Origin of the sequence: Deinococcus aquaticus (genome assembly GCF_028622095.1) — a bacterium.
Taxonomy (GTDB): domain Bacteria; phylum Deinococcota; class Deinococci; order Deinococcales; family Deinococcaceae; genus Deinococcus; species Deinococcus aquaticus.
In genome coordinates this window covers 2,803,124-2,827,218 of sequence record NZ_CP115165.1, presented here as the reverse complement: position 1 = coordinate 2,827,218, position 24,095 = coordinate 2,803,124, and the positions used below count along the sequence as shown (strand labels likewise).

The 24,095-nt window shown below is 70.0% G+C and carries 24 protein-coding genes; 7 read left to right on the top strand and 17 right to left on the bottom strand.

What is annotated here, in order from left to right; all coding sequences use genetic code 11:
* Positions 1-16 precede the first annotated feature (16 nt).
* A complete protein-coding gene (locus M8445_RS13710; RefSeq protein WP_273988430.1) occupies positions 17-433 on the top strand; it encodes a hypothetical protein in 417 nt (138 codons plus the stop codon).
* 122 nt (positions 434-555) lie between these two features.
* Here M8445_RS13710 and M8445_RS13705 read toward each other — a convergent pair whose 3' ends face one another.
* Together M8445_RS13705 and M8445_RS13700 are read right to left on the bottom strand one after the other, a co-directional pair.
* The gene (locus M8445_RS13705; RefSeq protein WP_273988428.1) at positions 556-1,362 is read right to left on the bottom strand and encodes an intradiol ring-cleavage dioxygenase; all 807 of its coding nucleotides are present in this window, start codon (positions 1,360-1,362) and stop codon (positions 556-558) included.
* A 170-nt stretch (positions 1,363-1,532) separates the two neighbouring features.
* A complete protein-coding gene (locus M8445_RS13700) occupies positions 1,533-2,570 on the bottom strand; it encodes a peptidylprolyl isomerase (protein WP_273988427.1) in 1,038 nt (345 codons plus the stop codon).
* A gap of 90 nt (positions 2,571-2,660) precedes the next feature.
* Between M8445_RS13700 and M8445_RS13695 the strand changes: the two genes are divergently transcribed.
* Positions 2,661-3,800: a lipid II:glycine glycyltransferase FemX gene (locus tag M8445_RS13695; RefSeq protein WP_273988426.1), complete on the top strand. Its 1,140-nt coding sequence runs from the start codon at positions 2,661-2,663 to the stop codon at positions 3,798-3,800.
* A 78-nt stretch (positions 3,801-3,878) separates the two neighbouring features.
* On the opposite strand, the gene M8445_RS13690 is transcribed toward M8445_RS13695, so the two are convergent.
* The 8 genes from M8445_RS13690 to ftsE all read right to left on the bottom strand — a co-directional run bounded on the left by M8445_RS13690 (position 3,879) and on the right by ftsE (position 9,949).
* Positions 3,879-4,478: an LON peptidase substrate-binding domain-containing protein gene (locus M8445_RS13690; protein WP_273988425.1), complete on the bottom strand. Its 600-nt coding sequence runs from the start codon at positions 4,476-4,478 to the stop codon at positions 3,879-3,881.
* 162 nt (positions 4,479-4,640) lie between these two features.
* A complete protein-coding gene (gene trmD, locus M8445_RS13685; protein ID WP_273988423.1) occupies positions 4,641-5,501 on the bottom strand; it encodes a tRNA (guanosine(37)-N1)-methyltransferase TrmD in 861 nt (286 codons plus the stop codon).
* The gene (gene rimM, locus M8445_RS13680) at positions 5,498-6,061 is read right to left on the bottom strand and encodes a ribosome maturation factor RimM (protein ID WP_273988422.1); all 564 of its coding nucleotides are present in this window, start codon (positions 6,059-6,061) and stop codon (positions 5,498-5,500) included. Before rimM ends, trmD begins: the two co-directional genes overlap by 4 nt.
* Positions 6,058-6,297 (bottom strand): KH domain-containing protein, encoded by a 240-nt coding sequence (locus tag M8445_RS13675; RefSeq protein WP_273988421.1) that lies wholly within the window; start codon positions 6,295-6,297, stop codon positions 6,058-6,060. Before M8445_RS13675 ends, rimM begins: the two co-directional genes overlap by 4 nt.
* A 151-nt stretch (positions 6,298-6,448) precedes the next feature.
* On the bottom strand, positions 6,449-6,697 hold the full coding sequence (gene rpsP, locus M8445_RS13670) for a 30S ribosomal protein S16 (protein WP_273988418.1): 249 nt from the start codon (positions 6,695-6,697) through the stop codon (positions 6,449-6,451).
* Between the two features lie 161 nt (positions 6,698-6,858).
* Positions 6,859-8,409: a murein hydrolase activator EnvC family protein gene (locus tag M8445_RS13665; RefSeq protein WP_273988417.1), complete on the bottom strand. Its 1,551-nt coding sequence runs from the start codon at positions 8,407-8,409 to the stop codon at positions 6,859-6,861.
* Positions 8,406-9,269: a cell division protein FtsX gene (locus M8445_RS13660; protein WP_273988415.1), complete on the bottom strand. Its 864-nt coding sequence runs from the start codon at positions 9,267-9,269 to the stop codon at positions 8,406-8,408. The genes M8445_RS13665 and M8445_RS13660 overlap by 4 nt, the downstream gene beginning before the upstream one ends.
* Positions 9,266-9,949: a cell division ATP-binding protein FtsE gene (ftsE, locus tag M8445_RS13655; RefSeq protein ID WP_273988413.1), complete on the bottom strand. Its 684-nt coding sequence runs from the start codon at positions 9,947-9,949 to the stop codon at positions 9,266-9,268. The genes M8445_RS13660 and ftsE overlap by 4 nt, the downstream gene beginning before the upstream one ends.
* Before the next feature lie 191 nt (positions 9,950-10,140).
* Here ftsE and M8445_RS13650 point away from each other — a divergent pair, with 191 nt between their 5' ends.
* Complete coding sequence (locus M8445_RS13650; RefSeq protein ID WP_273988412.1) at positions 10,141-11,460, top strand: S41 family peptidase; 1,320 nt, start codon at positions 10,141-10,143, stop codon at positions 11,458-11,460.
* Positions 11,461-11,553: 93 nt separating this feature from the next.
* Here M8445_RS13650 and M8445_RS13645 read toward each other — a convergent pair whose 3' ends face one another.
* From M8445_RS13645 to M8445_RS13625, 5 genes are all read right to left on the bottom strand, one after another.
* Complete coding sequence (locus tag M8445_RS13645) at positions 11,554-12,225, bottom strand: hypothetical protein (protein ID WP_273988411.1); 672 nt, start codon at positions 12,223-12,225, stop codon at positions 11,554-11,556.
* Positions 12,222-12,746 (bottom strand): GNAT family N-acetyltransferase, encoded by a 525-nt coding sequence (locus M8445_RS13640; RefSeq protein WP_273990922.1) that lies wholly within the window; start codon positions 12,744-12,746, stop codon positions 12,222-12,224. The genes M8445_RS13645 and M8445_RS13640 overlap by 4 nt, the downstream gene beginning before the upstream one ends.
* A gap of 108 nt (positions 12,747-12,854) precedes the next feature.
* Complete coding sequence (locus M8445_RS13635; RefSeq protein WP_273988410.1) at positions 12,855-13,238, bottom strand: diacylglycerol kinase; 384 nt, start codon at positions 13,236-13,238, stop codon at positions 12,855-12,857.
* 6 nt (positions 13,239-13,244) lie between these two features.
* A complete protein-coding gene (gene ybeY / locus M8445_RS13630; RefSeq protein WP_273988409.1) occupies positions 13,245-13,712 on the bottom strand; it encodes an rRNA maturation RNase YbeY in 468 nt (155 codons plus the stop codon).
* Between the two features lie 139 nt (positions 13,713-13,851).
* Positions 13,852-14,925 carry a PhoH family protein gene (locus M8445_RS13625; protein WP_273988407.1) on the bottom strand — a complete coding sequence of 358 codons (1,074 nt, stop codon included), beginning with the start codon at positions 14,923-14,925 and terminating at the stop codon, positions 13,852-13,854.
* 429 nt (positions 14,926-15,354) lie between these two features.
* On the opposite strand from M8445_RS13625, the gene aroE reads away from it, so the two are divergent.
* The 4 genes from aroE (at position 15,355) to M8445_RS13605 (ending at position 21,372) form a co-directional block, all read left to right on the top strand.
* Positions 15,355-16,137: a shikimate dehydrogenase gene (aroE, locus tag M8445_RS13620; RefSeq protein WP_273990921.1), complete on the top strand. Its 783-nt coding sequence runs from the start codon at positions 15,355-15,357 to the stop codon at positions 16,135-16,137.
* On the top strand, positions 16,137-19,445 hold the full coding sequence (locus M8445_RS13615) for a CHASE domain-containing protein (protein WP_273988406.1): 3,309 nt from the start codon (positions 16,137-16,139) through the stop codon (positions 19,443-19,445). The genes aroE and M8445_RS13615 overlap by 1 nt, the downstream gene beginning before the upstream one ends.
* A 119-nt stretch (positions 19,446-19,564) precedes the next feature.
* Entirely contained in the window at positions 19,565-20,737 is a 1,173-nt protein-coding gene (locus M8445_RS13610) for a sensor histidine kinase (RefSeq protein ID WP_337961624.1), read from the top strand.
* A gap of 236 nt (positions 20,738-20,973) precedes the next feature.
* Positions 20,974-21,372, top strand: a complete 399-nt coding sequence (locus tag M8445_RS13605; protein WP_273988405.1) for an OsmC family protein — start codon at positions 20,974-20,976, stop codon at positions 21,370-21,372.
* A 106-nt stretch (positions 21,373-21,478) separates the two neighbouring features.
* On the opposite strand, the gene M8445_RS13600 is transcribed toward M8445_RS13605, so the two are convergent.
* Positions 21,479-23,542 carry a penicillin-binding transpeptidase domain-containing protein gene (locus M8445_RS13600; RefSeq protein WP_273988404.1) on the bottom strand — a complete coding sequence of 688 codons (2,064 nt, stop codon included), beginning with the start codon at positions 23,540-23,542 and terminating at the stop codon, positions 21,479-21,481.
* Positions 23,539-24,078, bottom strand: coding sequence for a Rod shape-determining protein MreD (locus M8445_RS13595; RefSeq protein WP_273988403.1), 540 nt, complete (start codon positions 24,076-24,078; stop codon positions 23,539-23,541). Before M8445_RS13595 ends, M8445_RS13600 begins: the two co-directional genes overlap by 4 nt.
* Positions 24,079-24,095 lie beyond the last annotated feature (17 nt).

Below are 24,095 nucleotides of genomic sequence, written 5' to 3'. Positions count from 1 at the left end.
CGCGTTACCGTGCGGCATGACCCGCCCGCACCTGCTGTTCGTGTACAACGCCGATGGCGGCCCCCTGAACGCCCTGAAGGACCTGTGGCACAAGACAGTCTCGCCCGCCACGTACGACTGCCAGCTGTGCACGGTCACGTACGGCCCGCTCGGCATGCGCCGCGAGTGGCGGGACTTCGTGCGGACCCTCCCGGCCAGCGTGACCTTCCTGCACCGCGACGAACTGGCCGCGCAGCACGGCGTGCAGGGTGTCCCGCTCCCGGCGGCCTTCGTGCTGGACGGCGCGCAGGTGCGCCCCTGGCTGAGTGCCGCGCAGGTCAAAGAGGCGCGCACCCTGGACGACCTGATGTCCCTGGTGCGTGACTCCCTGCCGACTACCGGGCCGACTGCCGGGTCGACCCTCCGGCCGGACGCGGCCGCGCGGCCCGCCTGATACGGATTCCGTCTGCTTCAGTCACAACCCGGCATGACACCGGCTTGCCAACTGCACGCCCGGAACCCGCTTCTCTCCTGCTCGCTCTGCTTTACGAGTCCGTCTGATTCAGGCTGAGGTCGTCAGCCGATGTTCAGGCCGATATCGAAGGTGGCCGTGTATCCCTTCACGGGATCACCCTTGACGTTCAGCAGCAGCTGGCTGCCACCGTTGCGGTAGATGCCGTCCTGCGCGTTGGGCGTGTCGGCTTTCGTGCCGTGCGCGTTGTAGGGCGCGCGGGCGAACACGGCGCTGTTCACGCTTTCCGGGAAGAATAGCTGCGACGTGAATTCCCCCGTGGCCTTCCCGCTGGCGTTCAGGGGCCGCAGCTTGAAGTGAATGTGTACGGCCCGCCCACGGTACCAGCCGGGGTAGATGGTCGTGAATTTTGCGCGGCCCTGCGCGTCCGTGACCTGCGAGCCGCGCAGGAAGTCCCCGGTGTTGCCCTGCACGTCCGAATACGCGCCCTGCGCGTCGCAGTGCCACACGTCGATCAGCACCTGCCCGCGCGGCGTGCAGCCGCCCACGGCGACCCGGCTGACCTCGAAGTTCAGGGTCAGGGGCACCCCGGCGCTCAGTTTGCCGGTCGTGGTATCCGGGCGGATGTCGCTGCGGCGCGGTTCGCTCTCCACGAAGTACGGCCCCTCGGTCATGGCGGGCCGCACCACGCAACCGGGCAGTCCGCTGGCGGCGCTCGCCTGCCCCGCCCCGCCTCCCCGCTGCGCGAGGACGCCCCCGGCGCTCAGGGCCGTGGCTCCGGCCCCCAGGCCCAGTAGCCTCAGGGCGCGGCGGCGGCTCAGGAGCGTGCCGATCATCTCGTCGTCGTTGTCCTCGTCGGGGGCGTGGGTGGGGGCGGTGGTCGGGTTCGGGCGGTGCGGGTCGTTCGGCATAAGGTGTCCTCCGGTGGGGATGGGGCGGGTGGCGTCCGGTATGGATGAGCACCCGGTCAGCCCATCCTGCCCCGCCCCGGTTAAGGGACGGTTGACGAGGTACCCAGTACATAGCGGCACGCGGCCCCCCCGTAGATGGAGAGGACCGCGTGCCGCCCGGTGGGCCGGGCTTACTTGTCGGCGGGGGCGGGCGCGGCGACCGTCACGACGGCCGGGAAGCTCTCGGTGCTCAGGCGCACCACCTGGGAATCCAGGTACTTCTGCGCGGCTTCCTTGCCCAGCTGGTCACGGATGATCGGCGCGGCGTCCGCCAGTGGCTGCGTGCCGGCGTCGGTGCGTTTCGTGACGATCAGTACGTGCCACCCGAACTGCGACTGCACGGTCTGAACGGCGTTCACGGGGCCCCTGAAGCTGGCCGTGTCGAACGTCTCGACCATCTGGCCGGGGCCGAAGCAGCCCAGGTCGCCGCCCTGCGCGGCGCTGCCCGGGTCCTGGCTTTTCGCGGCGGCGATCTTCGCGAAGTCCGCGCCGCCCGCCAGGTCCTTCGTGATGGCCTGCGCCTCGGTCTGGGTGGGCACCAGGATGTGTTTCACGCAGGCTTCCTGTTCCCGGGCGAAGTCCGCGCGGTGCAGGTTGTAGTACCCGGCGACCAGCGCGTCACCGAACGTGAAGCGTTCCTGCACGCTGTTCAGGTACGCGCCCACGATCAGCTGGCGTTCCAGTTCGCGGCGCAGGTCGGCCGTGTCGGTGTACCCGGTGGCGTTCAGGGCCTGGGTGAACTCCTCGTCCGTCTCGAAGCCCGAGCGGGCGTCCGCGACCTGCTTGTCCACCTCGGCCGGGTCGGCCTGCTGGCGGGCGCGGGCCAGCTGGTACACGGCGCGGTCCCGCACGAACTGCTTCAGGAAGTCCGGGCGGGCCGCGGCGAACTCGCTCAGGTAGGAGTCCTCGAAGGGCACGCCCTGCGAGTTCACCACGCGCGCCGCCGCGAGCCGGAAGGCCCGCTCGAACTCGCCCAGCGTCAGGTTTTCCTTGCCCACGCGGCCCACCAGCGTGGCGGGGTCCTGCGCGGCGGCCGGAGCCGCAGGGGCGGGGGCGGCCGTGCTGGGCGCCGGGGCAGTGGGCGCCGGGGCCGGGGTGGTCTGGGCGCTGGCGTTCGTCAGGAAGGCGGCGCCGCTCAGCAGCGCTGCGGTCAGGAGCAGTTGTTTCACGCCTGATACTGTAGCGTGCCCCGCGCGCCAGTCCATGACAGTCTCCTGTGACGCGCCCCGCGTCCCGGCGTGCCTGCTACAATCCCCCCCGTGCGCCTGACCCTAGTAGAAACCACCGATCCACGCGCGTACGACGACGCCGTGAGCCGCATGCCCATCACCAGCGCCCTGCAGGGGTGGGGGTACGGCGAGGCGCGGCGAACGCTGGGTCAGACTCCCACGCGGTACCTGATCATGCAGGGGGACCGGACGGTCGGGGCGGTGCAACTGCTGCGTAAGCGCCTCGTGCCGGGCTTCAGCACCCTGTACGCCCCGCGCGGCCCGGCGCTGGAAAGCCTGGATCTGCTGCCCGCCTTCGCGGAGGCCGTCAGGCGCGTGGCGCGGCCCACCGACGCCCTGCTGAAAATCGAGCCGCCCGTGCCCTTCCCGGCCAGTGACAGTGCGCCCGTGGATCAGCCCGCAGCGGCCGAGGCGACCGGCACCGAAGAGGCGGCCACGCCGCCGGCCGCCCAGGACGACGCGCTGCCCGACTCGTACGGTCCCTTCCAGCGGGCCGAGACCGAGCAGCCGGAACACACCATCGTCGCCGACCTGAGCCGCACCGAGCAGGAGATCTTCGGGGCGCTGTCCAGCATGGCCCGCCGCAACATCCGCACCGCCGAGAAACTCGGCGTGATCGCCGGCCGCGACGACGACTTCGACGCGTTCTGGGAGATCTTCACCGCCACCAACGAACGCGCCAAACTGGGCGCCTACCCCCGCGAGTACTACGAGACCATGCTGCGCGAGTGCAACGCGCACGGCGGCGAGGCGTACATCGTGCTGTCCCGCTACCAGGGCCGCGCGCTGGCCGGCGGGTTCTTCGTCAGCATGGGCAAGGGTACGTACTACCTGTTCGGTGGCAGCGTCCGCGACGACCGCGTGGACGAGAACGGCAAGCCCCTGAAAGACGCCAAGGCGCCCGACGCCTTCTACTGGAGCGCCATGCTGGACGCCAAACGCCACGGCTACGAACTGTTCGACTTCTGGGGCATTCCGCGCGTCCTGGATGAAAGCAAGCACTCGTACGGGGTGTTCAAGATGAAACTCAAGTTCAGCGAGCAGCGCGTCTGGTATCCCGCCTACGACCTGAACCTGAACGCCGCCGCGCCCGCCATCGTCCGCGCCCTGCGCTGGCGCAAGACCCGCAACAACGTCCGCAAACGCGGCAGCGCCGACGACGTGCTGTAACGCCCGCCTCGTAACGACGACAGCACAACGACAGCCCAGCCGGAAGATTCGCTCCGGCCGGGCTGTTTCTGTGGCTGGTCAGTTCAGCAGTTTGGCTTCGGCGGGCACCAGTCCCAGCAGCAGTTCCAGGCGTTCCAGCACGGTCGCGGCGTGCAGGGCGTCCTCGCGCTGTTCGGGCGTGGTGGGCAGCAGCGTGGCGGCAAAGCTGGCCAGCAGCAGGGGGTCGTCCGGCGCGGCCTCGCGGACCGACCCGGCGTCGCCTGGGCGCAGGCGCAGCAGCGCGGCCAGCAGTTGCGCCGCCGTGGCCGAGACGACTTCCTCCGGCAGAGGATCGGGTTCCAGAGGCCAGAGGGTCACGTCGGCCGAAAGGTACGGGCGGTCCAGGTGAAAGCCGTCTATCCGGAACCGCTCGCCGCCCACCACGGCGACCGTGCTGGTGCCGTCCTCGTGCAGGCTGGCCTGCCGGACGTGTGCGAGCGTCCCGACCCTGGAGACCCGCTCGTGAAAGGGAAGACCGGACGTTTCGGAGGACTGCACGATCCGCACGATCCCGAACGGTTCGCCGGTGGCCTGCACATCGGCCAGCAGTTCACGGTAACGGGGCTCGAACACGTACAGTGGAAGGATCACACCTGGGAACAGCACCAGTTGCGGCAGGGGAAACAGCGGAACGCGCATACCCGCGTATCGTGCGCCCAACCGCGCCCGGCAACATGGGTCAAACCCACAGAACCCGTGTGTGAAGATGTACAGGTCGCGGGTGTACGCGTGCGGCAGCCCGGTGCGGTTGCGCGGACCGGGGAGCGCCGCCCCACCAGCCCAGGTAGGACGGGCCGGTGGTCAGGTGTCGCTGGCGTCGGGTACGGACGGCGGCGTGCGGCGGCGTTTCTGGCGTCTGGGCGGGGGGTCAGGGGGCGCGCCCCAGTCACTCAGTTGCTCTGGCGTGGCGCCCAGGCTGCTCAGGGTCGCGGTGTCGGCAGGCGTCAGGGGGGCGCTGCGCAGCAGGTCCGGGCGGCGGGCCAGGGTGCGTGCCAGGGCCTGCTCGCGTCGCCACGTGGCCACCGCGCCGTGATTTCCGCCGCGCAGCACGTCCGGCACGCTGTGGCCCTGCCATTCGGGCGGGCGGGTGAATTCCGGGTAGTCCAGCAGGCCCGAGCTGAAGCTGTCCGCCTGATGTGACTGCGGGTCGCCGATCACGCCCGGCACCAGCCGCGCCACGGCTTCCAGTACGCAGGCGGCGGCGGCCTCGCCGCCCATCATCACGAAATCCCCGATGCTGAGTTCCCGCGTGACCAGCCCCTCGGTGCGGGCGTCGAAGCCCTCGTAGCGGCCGCACAGGAACACCAGGTGCCGCCGCGTGGCGAGGTCCTCGGCGACCGCCTGCGTGAAGCGTTCACCGGCCGGGCTGAACAGGATCACCTCGTCAGCTGCCGGGAGGCTGGCCAGGGCGCGCTCGGCCACGTCCACGCGGATCACCATGCCCGCGCCGCCCCCGTACGGGGTGTCGTCCACCTTCTGGTGGCGGTTTCCGGCGAAGTCCCGCAGGTTCACCAGATTCACGTCCACCAGACCACGACCCCGCGCCTTGCCCACGATCGCCTCATCGGCAAACGGAGCCAGGAGTTCGGGGAACAGCGTCAGGAACGAGAAGGTCAGCGGCGCGGCGTCCTGGTGTGGGACAGTCTGCGGGTTTTCACTCACTCGGCGTGCCCGCCTTCCTCGGCCTCGCTGAGATCCAGCAGGCCGCCCGGCGCGTCCTCTGTGAGCGTCAGGGACAGCGGGCGGCGCTTCCCGTCCAGGTTCACGACCACGTACGGTGCCTGAAGCGGCACGAACGCCTCGCCCTGATCGGAGGCGCGGCGCACCACCAGCAGGTCCTGATGCCCGCCGTCAAGCACGTCCGTCACCTCAGCCAGCACCTCGCCCGCCGGGCCGCTCAGGGTCAGGCCGCGCAGTTCGTGGTAGTAGTACACGCCGTCCTCGGGAACCGGCAGTTCATCGTCGGCCGCAAAGACATTCAGGCCGCGCAGGTCCCCGGCCCCCTCGGGCGTCGTGACCCCCGCGAGGTGCAGCACCACGCCCGGCGCGAGCATCTCGGCGCGGCGCACGCGCAGCCAGCCGCGCTTCTCGACGTACACACGGTCCAGCCCCGCGAACTGCCGCTGGTCGCCCAGCACGAACACCTTCACGCCGCCCTTCACGCCGTGCGGTCCCAGCACGTACCCCAGGCGGGTGCGTTCAGCCTCGGTCTTTCCGGTCACGCTTTGCGGGGGGCGTCCAGGTCGACGTTCATGCGCTCGCGCGGGTCGCTCGCGGCGCGCACCAGCGTGCGGATGGCCTGAATCACGCGGCCCTGACGGCCGATCAGGCGGCCTTCCTCGCCCGGCCCGACCCGCACGATCACGGTCGGCCCCCGGCGGGACACGCGCACCTGCGACGGCTGATCCACCACGCTCTGGGCCAGGAAAAGAGTCAGATCAAGAGGATCGGTTTTCATCCGGGCATTCTACAGCATTCGCCCTGTTCACCAACGGCGCCTCACGCGGCCCTTTCCCGCTGCGGCACGGCAAAAAGTCCCTACCCTGCCTCACTGGGCGGCATGAAAAAAGGCCCCGCGTGGGGGCCTCGTTTCATGCTGTGGGGTTCGCTTACGCGACCTTCACGCCCTGGCTTTTCAGCAGGCGGCGGGCGGTCTGCGTGGGCTGCGCGCCCTGGGCAATCCAGTACGCGGCGCGCTCGGCGTTGACCTTCAGGTAGTTCTCGCTGGTCTTGCGGGGATCGTAGTGGCCGAGGTTCTCGATGTAGCCACCGTCGCGGGGACGGCGGGCGTCGGTCACGACAATACGGTAGTGGGGGTTGTGGGTAGCACCGAAACGGGACAGGCGAATCTTGACCATGATGGAAACCTCGGGGGTGGGTTGGGTGATTGAGGGTACAGCTCCCGCTAGGATCACGGGGTTCATGCGCCCGTCAGCAGCCAACCGGGGTGCGCACCGAACAAGAGTATCAGCAGGGCCGCCACTCGGCAAGGGGGCAGGCGGGTCGCTGGGCAGGCCGGTCAGAAGCCCGGAGGAACGGGCACGCCGCCCCGGCGCAGCTGGAAGGCCATGCTGTCCGGCCCGATGATGGAACTCCCGCCGACCGTGCCGACCGGCGTGCCGCGCCCCACGCGGTTCCCGACGCTGACCAGCGGTTCGCGCAGCCCGAAGTACGCCGTGACGCTGGACCCGTGATCCACCAGCACCACCCAGCCCAGCGACGCGTAGTACGTGACGGCCAGCACGTTCCCTTCCTGCGCGGCCACCGCCTGCGGCCCGCCGCTGAGCACCACCCACGGCGATCCACCCGCCCCGTACGGCGTCTGCACGCGCCCGCCGGGCAGTGGGAATCCGAGCGGCCCACTCAGGGTCGGCAGGGGGGCCAGCTGCTGCTCGACCTGTACCTGCGCCTGCTGCACCTGCTGACTGCGCTGCTGGAGGGCCGCCTGCTCACGCTGCACCTGCGCTTCCCGCTGGGTCTGCGCGGCCTGCTGGGCGGCGCGTTGCCGGGCGGCCTGCGCCGCTGCCTGCGCGTCGGCCGCGCGCTGCCGGGCCGCCTGGGCGTCGGCGGCCCGCTGCCGCGCCACGCGTTCCTGCTCGGCGCGGATGCGGGCCAGTCGCAGCGCCTCCTGCCGGGCGCGTTCCTGCGCCTCGGCGATCCGGCGGGCTTCCTCTGCCCGGCGGCGGCGTTCCTCTTCCAGTCGGCGCTGCCGCTCGGCCTCCAGCCGCGACCGCTCGGCCACGACCTGCCCGACCAGCTGATCAATGGTCTGCGCAGCCAGCGCCTGCTCGGCCTGCCGCTGCGTGGCCAGCGTCCGCTTGCCCGCCTCGCTGGACCGCAGTTGCGACAGCAGGGTCGTCTGCTCGGCGCGGCGGGCCGTGAGGTTCTTCAGGACGGCCGTGCGCTGCGCCTGCAATTCCTTCAGGTCCTGGGTCTGCCGCGCCTGCTGCGCTTTCTGCCGGTCCAGGACCTCGATCTCGCCCGCCAGGGTCTGAATGACGCGGGTGTTGTACTCGCCCGCTATGTTCGCGTACCGCAGCCGGATCAGCAGGTCCGACAGGCTGCGCGACTGGGACAGCAGTTGCAGGTAACGGCCGCTGCGGTCCCGGTACTGCAGTTGCAGGATCTCGCGCACGTCGCCCTGCAGGCGCTCCACGCGGGCCTGCGTGACGTTCAGCTGCGCGGCCGTGTCGGCCAGGGCGCGCTCGGCCAGCGCCACGCGCGCCGTGACGGTCGCGATCTCGTTCTCCAGTTTCGACGCGCTGGCCGCCAGCGTATCCAGCCGCGACAGTGTCTGACGCTGCTGTGCGCTGAGATTCTGAATGCTGGCACGTAACGCCTGCAACTCGCGGGCCTTGGCGGCGCTCAGTTGCCGCTGCTGCTGCAGGTCACGCTGCAACTGCTCCAGCCGCTGACTGGTACTCAGGTCGGCGCTGGTGCCCGGGTTGGAGCGGGCCGCCGCTTGTTGCGCCGATGGTTGCGCCGCCACGCTGTTCCAGCGGGACAGGCCCGGCGCGGCCGTCAGCAGGGACACGCCCAGCAGCAGCGCCGCCCGGCCCCGGCGGGTCACTCCAGCTCCCGCAGGTAGCGGCGCGTGGCGAACAGGCTGCCCAGCAGCCCGATCAGGATGCCCAGCAGCGCCACGCCGCCCAGTAGTGGCAGCAGCGTCCCGGCGTCCTGCACGACCGGGAACACCGGAGCCAGCTGCTGCACGCGCCGCGCCAGCCCCAGGTACGCCGGGGTCAGGATGCCCAGCGACAGCGCCGCCGCCGCCGTGCCCACCAGCAGGCCCTCGATCACGTGCGGCATGCGGATAAAGCCCCGCGTGGCCCCCAGCAGGCGCATCACGCTGATCTCGTCCCGGCGGGAGTACATCGCCACGCGCACCGCGTTCAGGATGTTGAACAGCGTGCCCAGCAGCAGCAGCCCCACCAGCGCGTACCCCGCGCCGCGCACGGCCGTCAGGGTCTTCACGGTCGGGTCCACGTACCCTGCGCCGTACTCGACGTCCTCCACGCCGGGCAGCGCCGAGACGGCCGCCGCCACGCTGCGGGAATCCTCGACCCGCGCCACCCGCATGCGCAGCGTGTCCGGGAAGGGGTTTCCCACCAGCGCCGCCGCGTCCCGCGTGTAAGGCGAGTCCTGCGTCATCTCGGTCAGCACCTGCTCGCTGGTCACCAACGTCGCCTGCGTCACCTGCGGCAGCGCCTGCACCTGCGAGAGCAACTGCTCGTCCTGCGCGTCGGGCCGCAGGAACGCCGCGACTTCCACCTGCGATTCCAGCTGCGAGAGCGTGCGGTTCACGTTCAGTGTCAGCAGCAGCACGAAGCCCAGCATCAGCAGCGTCAGCGTCATGGTCATCAGGGTCGCCAGGGTCGCCGTGACGTTCCCCCGCATCGCCAGCAGCGCCTCCCGGAAGTGGTAGTTCACAGCGCGTACCCGCCGTACGGATCGTCCCGCACCAGTTTGCCCTTGCGCAACGTCAGCGTGCGGTGCCGGAACGTCTCGACCAGATCGCGGGCGTGCGTGGCGACCACCACGGTCGTGCCGCGCAGGTTCACGTTCTGCAGCACCTTTAGGACCTCGCGGCTGTTGTCCGGGTCGAGGTTGCCGGTCGGCTCGTCGGCCAGCAGCAGCGGCGGGTCACCCACGATGGCCCGCGCAATCGCCACGCGCTGCTGCTCGCCCTGCGACAGCTGAAGCGGCAGCGCGTACTTCTTGTGCTCCAGGCCCACCGTGCGCAGCGCCGTCGTGACCCGCTGCGGCCACTCGCGCTGCGGCACGCCCGTCACGCGCAGCGTGAACGCCACGTTGTCGTACGCGTTCAGGTGCGCCAGAAGCAGGTTGTCCTGAAAGACCGTGCCCATGCGGCGGCGCAGCAGGGCCGTCCGGCGGCCCCGGTAACGGGCCAGCGGCTCGCCCGCCACGCGCACCTCGCCCCGGCTGGGCAGCGCCCGCTTGAGGACCAGACTCATGAAACTGCTTTTCCCGGCCCCGGAATGCCCGACCAGGTACACGAACTCGCCCTTCCCGATCTGCAGGGACACGTCGTCCAGCGCCAGGGTCCGGGTCACGGGGTACTCCAGTGAGACGTTCTTGAAATCGATCACGCGGACCACCCGGTCAGGGCGGAGGGCGACGGAAGGAAAGGACCTGTCATGCTCGCGGCACAGCATAGCCCACCCCCGCCCCCACACCATGAAGCCTTGCGCAACAGCGGCGCGCCCAGTCACCCGAACCGCGCAGCAAACAGGGTGAAATCCTCAAACGCACTTCACCTGCCGGCACTATCCTGCAAGGCGTGAACGCCAAACGCCTGACCATCGTCGGGGTTGCCCTGTCCGCCACTGCCGCTGTCGCTTACGCGCAGTTCGGCGGGTACACCCAGGCGAACCTCAGCAGCACCGCCACCGGCAAGACCTTCTTGCAGGTCATCAACGACCTGAACACCCTGTACCTGTACCCGGTCGACCAGGAGAAACTGCTTCGCGGCGCCATCACCGGCGCGCTGGGCAGCCTGAACGACGAATTCACGTACTACAGCCAGCCCGAAGACAACGCCATCGACGCCGAGAACCTCAGCGGCGAGTTCTACGGTATCGGCGTGCAACTCGTCGCCGCGAACCCCGACGGGACCGGCGGCAAGATCGACAACGTCTTCCGCACCGGCGCGGCCAGTAACGCCGGCGTGCAGATCGGCGACGTGTTCGTGAAAATCGGCGACAAGGACGTCCTGACCGGCAAACTGAACGACATCGTGCGCCTCGTACGCGGCCAGAAAGGCACCACCGTCACTGTCACGTTCGCCCGCGACGGCAAACCCTACACCGTCAAGATGGAACGCCAGCCGGTCGCCATCGTCAGCGTCGAACAGACCGTGCTGCCCGGCAACATCGGCTACATCGCCCTGAACACCTTCTACAACGAGAAGGCCAGCGAGCAGTTCAACGCCGCCGTCGCCGACATGAAAAAGAAGAAGGTCAGCAGCCTGATCCTCGACCTGCGCGACAACGGCGGCGGCCTGCTGAGCGCCGGTGTGGACGTCGCCGACCAGTTCATGCAGAGCGGCCCGATCGTCAGCCTGCGCGACCGCAACAAGAAAACCACCGTGTACGGCAGCGCCCGCAACGCCGCCAGCGACTACACCGGCAAACTGATGGTCCTGGTGAACAAGAACAGCGCCAGCGCCAGCGAAGTCGTCTCCGGAGCGCTACAGGACGTGGGCCGCGCCACCATCATCGGCGAGCAGACCTTCGGCAAGGGCGTCGCCCAGATCCCCGAAACGCTGCCCGACGGCGGCAAGATCGCCATCGTGAACAGTGAGTGGCTGACCCCCAAGGGCCGCCAGATCCACAAGAAAGGCGTCACGCCCGACGTGATCGTCAAGGACACCCGCTACACCACGCCCCCCAACCTGACCGGCAGCGGCGTCGCCCCCGGCGCGAAACTCACCTTCACCCTCGAAGGGAAACCCGTGACCGTCACCGCCGACAAGGACGGCAAATTCAGCTACACCGGCGACATCAAACGCCCCAACCGCAGCGCGCAGCAGGGCGAGGCCGTCGTGGACCTCCAGACCGACGCCATCCTCAAGAAAGCCGTCGAACTGCTCAAGAAGTAAGCCCCACCGCAACACGCGGGCCGCCCCCCACGCTCGGGGGCGGCCCGCGTGTTCCTGCGGCCGGGGGACTGTCGCCAGTTCTGGTTCCGGCGGTCAGTCCCAGTCCCATTCGCGCCAGTCACTGGCCTTCGCGTTTGCTGTGCCGGCGGCAGGGTGTGCGGCCCGCCCGCTGCCCTGCTCGCTCTCGCTGCCCGGAGCCGGGTACCAGTCGTACGCGGAGGCCAGTGCCAGATCCAGCCGCCCGCGCAGTAGCCCCTGCAGGTGGCTGCGTTCGCGGTCCGTGACCCGCCCGACTTCCTGCGCCACGCGGTCCAGTGCGGCGTTCAGGGCGGGCAGGTACGGCTCGCGCGCCTTGCGGACTGCGCCGCGCCGCAGCGGTCCCGGGTGAATGACCGGATGGTACGACCCGGCGGCGGCCTCCAGCAGCAGGGCGCGGCGCTGCTCGCGGGTCTCGCGGGCGCGGGCGGCCCGGTCGCGGGCGTCGGCCGCGCGGGCCTGGGCAGCCAGGAAGGTGTCGTGGCGTTCCACGTCCAGCACGCGCGTCTCGGCGTACAGTTTCACGGGCGGCAGGCGGCGGCGGCCCATCTTCAGGCCGTTCGGGCGGGTCCCGTCGTGCTCGCCCAGGAAGCGGGTGATCAGGGCGGGTGTCCAGCCGCGCTCCTTGAGGTCCTGGGTGGCCAGGAAGCCCGGCGGGTTGACGGGCGCGGTCTTCTTCTCGGATTTCTCTGGCGGGTCGGCTTTCCTGTCTGACCTGGGGGGCGTCATGGCAGCGGCGTCCACTCGCGGCGCAGCAGGTCCAGTTGCACGCTGTCGTGCCGCTCGCCGCGCACCAGCCTCGCCTCCCGCACGCGGCCCGCCTCGCGGAAGCCCAGGCGCAGGGCCGCGCGGATCATGCGTTCGTTGCCGCCCCAGGTGGTGAAGGTCAGGACGTGCGCGTCCGTCTCGTTCAGCGTGGCCTCCACCCACAGGGCCAGCGCCCGCGAGCCCACACCCTGGCCCCAGAACTGCGGATCGTGAATGATGATCCCCAGGTCCCACCACCCGCCGTCCTCGGGGGGTGTCTCCGAGCGGTTCACCATGCCGATGCACTGCCCGTCCAGCGACACGACCCGCTCGTTCGGGTGGGGCGGCGTGCGCTCCATCTGTTCCACGTACGCCGCCAGCGACCCGGTCGTCTGCGCGGCGTGCAGGTACGGGGCGTCCCAGTCACGCCACTGCGCCTGCGGGTCCGTGAACCAGCGGCGCAGGGTGGGCAGGTCTCGCGGGCGGCGGCCCCGGATACTCAGGGACGACAGGTCCAGGCCCGGCGCGCCGGACACGCTGCGGGTGGGGGAGAGGCCAGCGGGAAGGTCAGTCACGCCGGTATCCTGCCACGCGCGCCGCCCCGCACACCGTCAGCCGGTGCCCAGACGGGCCAGCAGGGGCGGCAGCAGCACGCTCAGGCCCACCAGGACCGCCCCCGCGCTACCCAGCAGGACCGCGCCGGCCGCCGCGTCCTTGGCGATCTTCGCCAGCGGGTGCCGCTGCGGGCTCGCCAGATCCACCACAGCCTCCAGTGCCGTGTTCAGCAGTTCCAGGCTCAGGACCAGCGCGCAGGCCAGCGCCACCGGGGCCAGCGGCGCGCGCAGCCACACGCACAGGCCCAGCGCACCCAGGGCCGCCCAGCACTCGATCCGGAAGTTCGCCTGCGTGCCGTACGCGTGCCGGACGCCCGCCCACGCGAAGCCCGCCGACCTCAGCCAGCGCCGCGCGCTCCACGCCGACCCGTCACTGCGCACGCGCCCTCAGCTTCCGGCCGGAAGGGCCGCCTGCGCCGCCGCCCACGCCCCATGGAACACTTCCCACTCGGGCCCCTGCGCGCCCTCCTCGAAACCCAGGCCGTCCGCGTGCGGGTGGTCGTTCCCGACCAGGTGGGTCAGGCCGTGACTGGCCAGCAGCGCTACCTCGCGCGTCAGGCTGTGCCCGCGCGCGTCCGCCTGCCGCTGCGCGGTATCCAGGCTGATCACGATGTCGCCCAGGTGCGGCGGCACGAACGGATCGCCCGGCTCCCAGGTCGGGAAACTCAGCACGTCCGTCACGGCGTCCTCGCCCCAGTGCTCGCGTTTCAGGGCGCGGATGGTGCGGTCCCCGACCAGCACGACCGTCACCTCGCGGTCCGGCACCTCGAAATGCGTCATCACCGCTTCCAGACTGGCCCGCAGCGCGGGGCGCAGACCGGCGGGCGGGGTTTTACGGACGATCAGGTCAATCACTTGATAGAGGATAGTGGATGGCAGATGGCAGATGGCAGATGGCAGATGGCAGATGGCAGATGGCAGATGGCAGATGGCAGATGGCGAAAGGCCCGGCTTACCTGCTCGCCGGGCCTCTCCTTCCATCAACCGTCAACCTTCAACTGTGGACAGCGTTGTCCCCGTCGCCTTCGGGGATGCTGGCGAACTCGCCGCGCCGGGCGGCGCGTTTGTCCTGCTCGGCGTTCTCGGCCGTCTCGTACGCCTTGATGATGCGGCCCACCAGCGGGTGGCGGACCACGTCCACGTCCGTGAACTGATGCCACGCGATGCCCTCGATGGAACTCAGGACGCGCTTGGCGACGGCCAGACCGCTGGTGATGTGGCGCGGCAGGTCGATCTGCGTCACGTCGCCCGTGATCACGACCTTGCTGGAAAAGCCCATGCGGGTCAGGAACATCTTCATCTGCTCGCCCGTGGTGTTCTGCGCCTCGTCCAGAATGATGAACGCGTCGTTCAGGGTGCGGCCGCGCATGAACGCCAGGGGCGCGATCTCGATCACGCCGCTCGTCAGGTAAGACTCGAACTTCTCCTGGTCCAGCATGTCCTGAAGCGCGTCGTACAGGGGGCGCAGGTACGGGTCGATCTTGGCCTGCAGGTCGCCGGGCAGGAAGCCCAGTTTCTCGCCCGCCTCGACGGCCGGGCGGGTCAGGATGATGCGTTTGACCTTCTTGGCTTTCAGGGCCTGAACGGCCATGGCGACCGCCATGTACGTCTTGCCGGTCCCGGCCGGGCCGACCCCGAAGGTGATGTCGCTGTGCTCGATGCTGTCCAGGTACAGTTTCTGCCCCGGCGTCTTGGGTTTCAGGCCGCGCGGCAGGCTCAGGCCCGTCACGTGCGTCTCGGCGGCCAGACTGCGGCCCTCGCCGCTCAGGCGCGCGGAACGCAGCAGGCTGTCGGGCGTGAGTTCGCCGCCGCCGCGCACCACGTCCAGCGCGTCGCGGACCATCCGCTCGGCGCCTTTCACGTCGGCCTCGTCGCCGGTGATGGTGATGGTTTCACCCCGCGCGACCAGTTTCGCCTTCGTCAGTTCGCGCATGCGGCGCAGGTTCGCGTCGCCCGCTCCCAGCAGCGAGTACGCCTCGCGCTGGTTCTCGATCTGGATGGTGGCGGTGGTCGGGGTGGTCGTCGCGGCCGGAACGGGCTGGCCCGACTCGTGTTGGGGGTGTGTCAAGTGTTCTCCAGTCGCGCGGCGTGGCGCACCCTCCCCCCGTGACCGGGTGGGGAGGCAGGAAGGCGTCGGGTCATTGGGATGCCCCCATTCTGTGCGGGAAGGCCCCTTTCTGGCCGTGTCCCGCAGCACATTCTCCGGTCGGGGTGGGCAGCGCGGCATCCGCCAACTGGACAGGTGGCCTGGGCGCGTGCCCGGCGCGTCTTGAATCGCCTGCACAGCCGTTCAATCCGGTCGGATGCGACTGGAAGCAGAGCGCCCCTCCGGGAATGGAGTTGGCCACCCGGCGCCGAGTCCGGGGTGTTAACGAAACGGACGGAATCCGTATCAGGGGGGATGCTCTAGACTGACCGGGTGAGCCTGCCGGACGGAACCCCTGCCTTTCACGCCTTCCTGTACGCCGACCCGGCCGCGCATTCCCTGTCGCCCCGCATGCACCGGGCGGCGTTCGCTCATGCGGGCCTGAACGGCACGTACGACGCGCTGCGGGTTGCCCCGGCCGACCTGCGGAGCGCGGTGGCCGACCTGCGGCGGCCCGGCGTGCTGGGCGCGAACCTGAGCCTGCCGCACAAGGAGGCGGCCCTGCCCCTGCTCGACAGCCTCAGCGAGGCGGCGCGGGCCATCGGCGCGGTGAACACCATCGTTCACCGGGACGGCGCCCTGCACGGCGACAACACCGACGCGCCGGGCCTGAGCGCCGCCCTGACCGACGCGGGGTACGACTGGCCGGATGGTCAGGACGTGATCGTTCTGGGCGCCGGGGGGGCCGCCCGCGCCGCCGTGCACGCCCTGCTGGGCGCCGGTCAGCGGGTGTGGATCGTGAACCGCACCCTGGAGCGCGCGCAGGCCGTCGCGGCCCACTGGAACTCGCCGCACGTGCAGGCCGTCAGTGCCCACGCGGCCCCCTGGGAGGCGGCGGCGCTCGTCGTGAACGCCAGCAGCGCCGGACTGAACGACCCGGACCAGACGCCGCTGGACGCCGCGTTCCTGACCCGCCTTTCCGCCGGGGCGCTCATGTACGACATGGTGTACAAACCCGCCGAGACCCGCATGATGCGCGAGGCCCGCGCCGCCGGACTGAGCGCCGAGAACGGCCTGGGCATGCTGGCCCATCAGGCCCGGCTGGCCTTCCGCGCCTGGACCGGCGCGGACGTGCCCGTGAGCGTGTTCCTGAACGCCCTCCAGGCCGACGCCCCCGCCGGAGATCAGGGCTGATGGCCCGCCCGCTCAGTCAGCGCGCTCCGGTGATGGTGCTGATCCTGATCGTGGGCCTGACGCTGGCGGCGGCCCTGGTCGTCAACGCCTTCGTGCGCGACCAGCAGCGCAGCCGCTTCGAGCGGGAGGCCGCCGTGTACACCCAGGCGCTTCAGGACCGCGTGTCCGTGTACGAGCGGCTGCTGGGCACCATGCGCGCCGCTTGGGTGGCGCAGGGGCCGCTCCAGACCGAGGCGTCCTTCTCACGTTTCGTGGACGGCCTGGACCTCGCCAGCCGCTACCCGGGCCTGCAGGCCGTCGGGTACGGCCAGTCGGTCGCGGCGTCCGCCACGGACCGGCTGGAACGCGAGTTACGGCAGACCGTGACACCGGACTTCCGCGTGAGGGAGGCCGGCGCGCCCCAGGCGGAGCGGGTCGTGATCTCGCTGATCGCCCCGCCCAACGCGCAGAACATCTCGACGCTGGGGTTCGACATGAATAGCGAACCCCTGCGCGCCCAGGGGTTCAGTGCCGCGCGGACCCGTGACCGCGTGCAGGCGACCGACCTGCTGCCTCTCGCGCAGCGGGACGAGGCCGGCCAGCCCCTGAGCGGCTTCCTGATGATGATGCCCCTCTGGAACGACCCGGACAGCCGGCAGACCCTGCGCGGGTACCTGTACCTCGCCGTGCGCGCCGACGCCTTCTTGCAGGACCTCTCACCGCTACAGAGTGGCGAACCGCTCCTGACCCGCGCACTGCTCGACGGTCAGGCCCTCCAGGCGACCCCGCCGGACCTGAGCGGCCTGCCCTTCCGGTACACCTCGACCTTCTCGCTGGCCGGGCAGCAGTGGACACTGATCCACGGGGCCAGCGCCGACTTCAGCCGGGACTTCGCCTCGACCATTCCGCTGCTGATCGTGCTGGTCGGCCTGGGCACCGCCGGCGTGGCCTTCCTGCTGGTCAAGGCGCAGGTGGACGCCCGCACCCGCGCCGAGAACCTGAACGTGTCGCTCGCGCAGGCCCGCACCCGCCAGGAACAGGCCCGCGCGGAATTCGAGGCGATCTTCCAGTCCATGCAGGACGCCGCCGCTTTCACCGACAGGGGTGGCCGCATCCGCATGGTCAACCGCGCCCTGAGCGAGCAGTTCCGCGCCGCGCCGGACGCCCTGAACGGGCACCTGCTGGGCGTCATTCACAGTGACCGCCGCCTGGACAACCGCTCGGCCTTCCACGCACTCACCACCACCTTCGAACGGCAGGACGGCAGCCACTTCCAGGGCGAAATGCAGCGCGGCGAGGTCCGCAGCCCTGACGGCGCGCTGCTGGGCCTGCTCGAAACCATCCGCGACGTCACGGACCGCGTGCAGTCCGAACGCGCGCTGCTGGCCGGCGAACGCCGCTCACGCGGCACCTTGGACGCCATTCCGCACATGATCAGCGTCAGCCACCCCGACGGACAGGTGACCTTCACCAACGGGCAGTTCAGCGCCCGGCTGGGACCGCAGGGCCTGCACGCCCACCTGGACGCCGCCGGACGCGCCGCTTACAGCCAGATGACCCGCGAAGCCGAGCAGAGCGGCGAGGGCGCGCAGTGCGAGGTGCAATTGCAACTGCCGGGCGGGCCGCGCTGGGCGGTCCTGAAGATCGTGCCGGTCCTCGACGAACGCGGGCAGGTCAGCGAGTGGGTGACCAGCGCCACCGACATTCACGACCGCGTGACCGCCGAACGCCTCGCGCAGCGCAACGAGCAGCGGTACCGGGGCGTGATCGAGGGCATGCCGCAGATCGTGTGGCTGACCGACCCGATCGGCACGCCCGTGTACTTCAACCGCCGCTGGAGCGAATTCGTGGGCGTGTCCCGCAGCGGGTCGGGCTTCCTGGGCCTGCTGCACCCCGAAGACCGCGCCGACTACTCGCGCCGCTGGGCGGACGCACTGCGCCTCACCCGCCCCTTCGAGGCCGAGCACCGCCTGCTGCGCCACGACGGGCAGTACCGCACCTTCGTCACGCGCGGCCTGCCGGTGCGGGACACCACGGGCCGCGTGATCGAATGGGTCGGCACCAGCACGGACGTGGACGACTCCGTGTACGCCGAGAACGCCGCGCGCCTGCTGGCCGACGTGACCGAACAGCTGAACGTCCGCAGCGTGAACGCCGCCCCGCTGCGCCACGACCGCTACCGCGCCGCGCTGGCCCGCCTGTCCAGCCGCTTCGCGGACAGCGCCGCCCTCTGGAGCGTCCACCCGACCACGCTGCTGGCTACCTCCAGTCCCTCCGCCACGTGGCACGCGGCGGCCTTTCAGGTCGTGGCCGGGCAGGCCATCGAACGCATCCTGGAGACCGAGGACCCGGTGTTTATCGGCGCCGACCCGGCCCTGCACCGCGTGAACGCCACGGGCGCGCTGTTCTACCCGCTGATCGGGCGGGACGGGGCGCTCGTGGGCGTGCTGGGCCTGCTGTACCGGCAGGCGCTGACCAACCGCGATCAGGACCTCGCGCAGGACCTCGCGCAGCGCTTCACGTCCGCGCTGAGCAACGACCTGCTTCAGGAACGCGTGAACGCCGCGCAGGCCGACCTGCACCAGCTCAACCAGTCCCTCGAGGAACGCGTGCAGCGCCGCACCCTGGAACTCGAAGCCGCCAACCGGGAACTCGAAGCGTTCAGTTACAGCGTCAGTCACGACCTGCGCACGCCCCTGCGGCACATCGTGGGCTTCGGGGACCTGCTGGTCAAGGAAACTGGCGACGGCCTCAGCCCCAAGGGCCAACGGTACCTGAAAGTCATCACGGACTCCGCCGGGCGCATGAGTCAACTGATCGACGACCTGCTGGCGTTCTCCCGCATGGGCCGCCAGGAACTGCGGCGTGTGCCCGTGAACCTCAGCACCCTGATCGACTCGGCCTGGACGGTCCTGGAACCCGACCGCGCCGGACGCCACGTCACCCTGCACCTGCCCGGCGACCTGCCCACCGTGCCCGCCGATCAGAACCTGCTGGAACTGGTGTTCACGAACCTGCTGAGTAACGCCATCAAGTACTCGCGCGGCCGGCCGGAAGCCAGCGTGTGGATCACCGCCCAGACCGCCCCGGAGTTCGTGACCGTCTCGGTGCGGGACAACGGCGTCGGGTTCGACCCGCGTTACGTGGATAAACTGTTCGGTGTGTTCCAACGTCTCCACCGCGCCGATGAATTCGAAGGCATCGGCATAGGCCTCGCCAACGTGCGAAGAATCGTCAACCGTCACGGCGGTCAGGTCAGCGCGGACGCCGTCCCAGGCGAAGGCGCGACCTTCACCGTCACGCTCCCCATACACCCGGAGGAAGCGTGAACACCACGGATTCCAGCAGTCAACCCCCCCAGCCCACCAGTGCCGCCCCCGTGAACCCGGCCCCCGGCACGTATACCGACCCCGGCCAGAGCGTCCCGGAGCACGGCGAGGCGCTTCGCATCCTGCACCTCGAAGACAGCGAACTGGACCACGAACTGGTCACCATGCACATCGACACCGACCTGCCCTGGCCGGTCGAGATCACCCGCGTGGAAGACGAGCAGGGCTTCCTGGAGGCCCTGAACACCCCGCCCCACCTGATCCTCAGTGACTTCGCGCTGCCCAGCTACGACGGCCTCAGCGCGTACCGCGCCGCGCACACCCGCCTCCCCAAGGTGCCGTTCATCATCGTGACCGGCGCCATGGGTGAGGAAACCGCCGTGGACACCCTGCGCGAGGGCGTCACCGACTACATCCTCAAGCAGCGCCTGGAACGGCTGGCCCCCAGCATCCGCCGCGCCATCGCCGAGGTCGAGAGCCGCATCCGCCGCGAACGTGCCGAACGGGAGATCCGTCAGCTCAACGGCTCACTCCAGGCCCGCCTGGAAGAGGTCGAGCGCCTGCGCAACACCGCCGAGCGCCAGAGCCAGCGCCTGGAAATCCAGGCCAAGCAGCTTGAAGAGGCCCTGAACCTCCAGAAGACCTTCCTGGCCGAAACCAGCCACGAACTGCGCACCCCCCTGACCGCCCTGCACGGCTACCTGCGCCGCGCCGAACGCGAGGCCGGCGGCAGCCAGACCCTGCTCGACGCGCAGCGCGTCGCGGAGAACATGACCCGCCTCGTGAACGACCTGCTGCAACTCTCACGCGGGGAACTGGTGCAGAGCATCGAGATGCACTTCATGAACCTCGGCCAACTGCTGCGGCAGGTGGGCCGCGACTACGGCGTGAAAGCCCCGGACGGCGCGTACGAGATCGTCGGCGACCCCGGCCGCCTGAACCAGGTGTTCATCAACCTCGTCACGAACGCCATCCGCGTGACCGGCGGCCCCGACAAGGTCTCGCTGGAGATCGTGCCCCGCCCCGGCGAACTGGAAGTCCGCGTGGTCGACCACGGCCCCGGCGTGCCGGACGCCGTGAAACCCCGCATCTTCGACAAGTTCTACCGTGGCAAGGAAGCCGGGTCCGCCGGACTGGGCCTGACCATCGCGCAGCAGGTCGTGACCGCGCACGGCGGCACCATCGACGTGGTCGACACGCCCGGCGGCGGCGCGACCTTCCGCGTGCGCCTGCCGCTGCCCGACGAGGAAGACGGCCTGGACGAGACGGACCCGGCAGAAACGGACGGCTGAGACGGACCCCGATTGAATGGCCTGCAAAGCCGCTGGGTCCGAGCAGACGCGACTCGTAGAGCTGCCCCGCAGAGGAGGAGCAGAACAGACGGAGTCCGTATGAGACGAACCCCGGAGCAGGCCATCAGGACCGGTGACGGCGCACCTGATGGCCGCTCCGCCGTGCGGGTGGGTGCCGTGCGGGCAGGTTGGACAGAGACACCATCTTCACGCGGGGCGCACGGTAGCCTGCGCGCATGAAAAAGACCCTGAATGTCACGTGGCTCGGCGAGCAACGCTACCTGGGCGTCAGCGAGAGCGGGCACCAGCTACTGATCGACAACAGCCCCACCAAGGTGGGCGTGTCGCCCATGGAAGCCCTGCTGGGCGCGCTGGCCACCTGCACCGCCTACGACGTGGTCGAGATCATGAAAAAACGCCGCACGCCCCTGGCCACCTACCGCATCGAGGTCGAGGGCGAGCGGGCCGACACCGACCCGAAACGCTACACGCACATCACGGTGCGCCACATCGCCAGCGGGGAAGGCGTGACCGGCGAGGCGCTCGGGAAGGCCGCGCACCTCAGCCACGAGAAGTACTGCTCGGTCGCCGCGACCCTGAACAGCGAGATCATCGTCGAAACCCGCGTCGAGTAGACCGGGCCCCGCGCCCGCCGCGTGAAGATCGACAGACCTCAACAGACTTCAATACATAGAGAGGCCGGGGCGAATGCTCCGGCCTCTGCCTGCATGGGGTGGCCATTCAGGGCTGCTGGGTGCCGCTGGCCGCCCCGGCCGCCGAGGCCCGCTGCGCCCGGATCTTGTACACCTGATGCATCTGGTCGAGTTCGCCCGTGCAGGGCTGCTGGGTGTTCAGGGGCAGGGCGCTGCCCTGTTCGTTCAGGGTCACGCACCAGCGCGCGGCGAACATCTTCTTCACGGCTTTCAGGGCCGGGCCGGAGCCCTCGCCGCCGTTCTGGAAGAACGCCACGACCGCGAAGTTCGGGCTGGACAGCGGCCCGTACCCCTCGTACCACGCGTGGGTGTACGCGTACCCGCCCCGGCGGCTCAGGCCGTTCTCGGCCGTGCCGGTCTTCCCGCCGGTCCGTACGGGGAACAGCAGCGGGCCGACCTCGTGCCGGGACGTGCCGGTGGGAATGCTGGTCGTCCAGGACATGCCTTCCTTCACCAAGTCGAACACGTCGGTGTTGCCGTTGCGGACCACGTTGACGGCCGGTTTGCGGGGAACCGGTACCCCGCCGACCGCTTTCAGGGCCGTCAGGGGGCGTTTCTGCCCGCCGTTCACGATGGTGGACATCACCGAGATGACCTGCGCGGGCGTGACCAGCACGTCCCCCTGACCGATGCTCATGTTCAGGCCGAACCCCGGGTACCACGGAGCTTCGGGACTGGTGTAATCATCCACGTCGAGCAGCAGGCCGGTCTTCTCGCCGACCAGTTCCACGCCGGTCTCGCTGTTGTACCCCAGTTCCGTCAGGCGGGACTTGAGCTGCCGCGAGTACGCCTCCGGACCGGCTCGCGCCGCCGAATCGTAGTACCACGGGTTGCACGAGAACGCCACGGCCTTGCGGCCATCCACCGGGCCCAGGCTGTAGTGCGCCCAGTTGTTGAACCGCGCCCGCCCGAAGTAGTACGAGGGCGCGCAGTTCATCGTGAAATTGCCCCACTTCTCCACGTACATCAGGGTCGTGGCGATCTTGAACACGCTGCCCGGGTTGTACGCCTGCACCACGCGGTTGGTGGTCACGGCGTCCAGTTCCGCCAGGGGGCGGTTCGGGTCGATGGCCCAGTTCTTGGCGACCGGGTCCGGGCTGGGCACCCGCGAGAACCAGTTCGGGTCGTACGCCGGACTGCTGGCCATCGCCAGGATCTCGTTGGTGCGCGGGTCAATGGCGATCACCGCGCCGCGCGTGTAAGGCTCGGCGGGCTTGCCGTACTTCGCGCGGCCCGCGTTCACGTCGCTCAGGCCCTCCCGCAGCGCCCGCTCGGCGGTCCGCTGAAGGGTCGAGTCGATGGTCAGCGCCACGTCCTGCCCCTTCTTGCCGGGCGTGATGATCCGCTCGGTCTGCGGTTTTCCGCCCGCCGTGACCTCGCGGCGTTTCAGGCCGTTCTTGCCCTGCAGGGTCTCCTGAAGGCTGTACTCCAGTCCGCTGCGGCCCACCAGGTCGCCCAGCGTGTAGCCTTCCTCCTCGATCTGCTTCTGTGTGGCTTCCTGCACGTAGCCCAGCAGGTGCCCGGCCATCTTGCCTTCCGGGTACACCCGCTCGACCCGTTCGCGCAGTTCCAGGCTGGGGACCAGCACCGTGTACTCGTATAGCGCCGAGAGTTTCTCCTGGGGAATGTTGCGCGCCAGGACCGTTTCCGCCTCGCGTTGCCGGTCCGGTTCGCGTGGCTGCCCGCCACTGAGCGCCTCGGGTTTGATGCCCGCCAGGTACACGATCTTGTCCCACGACGGAATCGCCTGCTCGGGATCGCTGGGGTTGCGGCGGCCCGTGTACACGAGGTCCACGGCCAGCCGGTTGGTGGCCAGCAGCACGCCGTCGCGGGTGCGGATCTCGCCGCGCAGGGCGGGCACCACCTCGTCCCGCTGGTAGTTGCTGGCCGAACGCACCGCGAACTGGTCGTGCTGCACGATCTGCAACTGGTACAGCCGGCCGCCCAGGGCCAGGAGGCCCAGGCTGAAGGTCAGGGCCGTCCACTTGACCCGCGCCGCTCCTTCCTGCGACGCGCGCCGCGTGCGGGCCTTCGCGGCCGCCCGGCGGCGACTGCGGACCCGGCGGTCCAGGGCTTCCCCGGCGCGGCTCACGCGAGCTGCTCCTCGGGACCGCTGCGCGAACCGAAGGTCCACGACACCAGCCGGTCCCACAGCGGGAAGACGACCAGCGTGCCCGCCAGCAGCAGCGGCACGGTCGTGCGGAGGAGCTCCACCGTGATCAGGTCCGCGCGCAGCCAGTAGTTCAGGAGCAGGAAGGCCAGCCACTCGCCGGTCACGGCCAGCAGGACCGTCAGCAGCGACTGGAACAGCCCGCTATCGGCCACGTAGCGCCGTACCAGCAGCGCCAGCAGCGCGCCGCCCATGACGCCCGCCGCGTGCAGGCCCAACGTGCCGCTGCCCAGCAGGTCCTGACCCAGCCCCACGCCGTACGCGGCGGCCAGGGCCCAGGCGGGCGGCAGCCGCCACACCAGCGCCGCGCCCGTCAGCAGGAACAGGTCCGGCGCAGGAATCCCGGCGGCGTCCGACAGGCGCGACAGCACGCCCTGCGCGGCGATCAGCAGCGCGGCGTACACAAGCAGTTTGACCCAGCGCAGCGGACCGCGCGGGACAGGGTAGGCGTTTCTCATATGGACTCCGACTGAAT

Bases quoted from the DNA above. Each gene is read 5' to 3' on its own strand.
- M8445_RS13645 (WP_273988411.1), bottom strand. From the start codon at position 12,225: ATGACGCCCCCCAGGTCAGACAGGAAAGCCGACCCGCCAGAGAAATCC.
- M8445_RS13710 (WP_273988430.1), top strand. From the start codon at position 17: ATGACCCGCCCGCACCTGCTGTTCGTGTACAACGCCGATGGCGGCCCC.
- M8445_RS13605 (WP_273988405.1), top strand. From the start codon at position 20,974: ATGAAAAAGACCCTGAATGTCACGTGGCTCGGCGAGCAACGCTACCTG.
- rpsP (WP_273988418.1), bottom strand. From the start codon at position 6,697: ATGGTCAAGATTCGCCTGTCCCGTTTCGGTGCTACCCACAACCCCCAC.
- M8445_RS13705 (WP_273988428.1), bottom strand. From the start codon at position 1,362: ATGCCGAACGACCCGCACCGCCCGAACCCGACCACCGCCCCCACCCAC.
- M8445_RS13690 (WP_273988425.1), bottom strand. From the start codon at position 4,478: ATGCGCGTTCCGCTGTTTCCCCTGCCGCAACTGGTGCTGTTCCCAGGT.
- M8445_RS13595 (WP_273988403.1), bottom strand. From the start codon at position 24,078: ATGAGAAACGCCTACCCTGTCCCGCGCGGTCCGCTGCGCTGGGTCAAA.
- M8445_RS13675 (WP_273988421.1), bottom strand. From the start codon at position 6,297: ATGAAAACCGATCCTCTTGATCTGACTCTTTTCCTGGCCCAGAGCGTG.
- M8445_RS13615 (WP_273988406.1), top strand. From the start codon at position 16,137: ATGGCCCGCCCGCTCAGTCAGCGCGCTCCGGTGATGGTGCTGATCCTG.
- aroE (WP_273990921.1), top strand. From the start codon at position 15,355: ATGCACCGGGCGGCGTTCGCTCATGCGGGCCTGAACGGCACGTACGAC.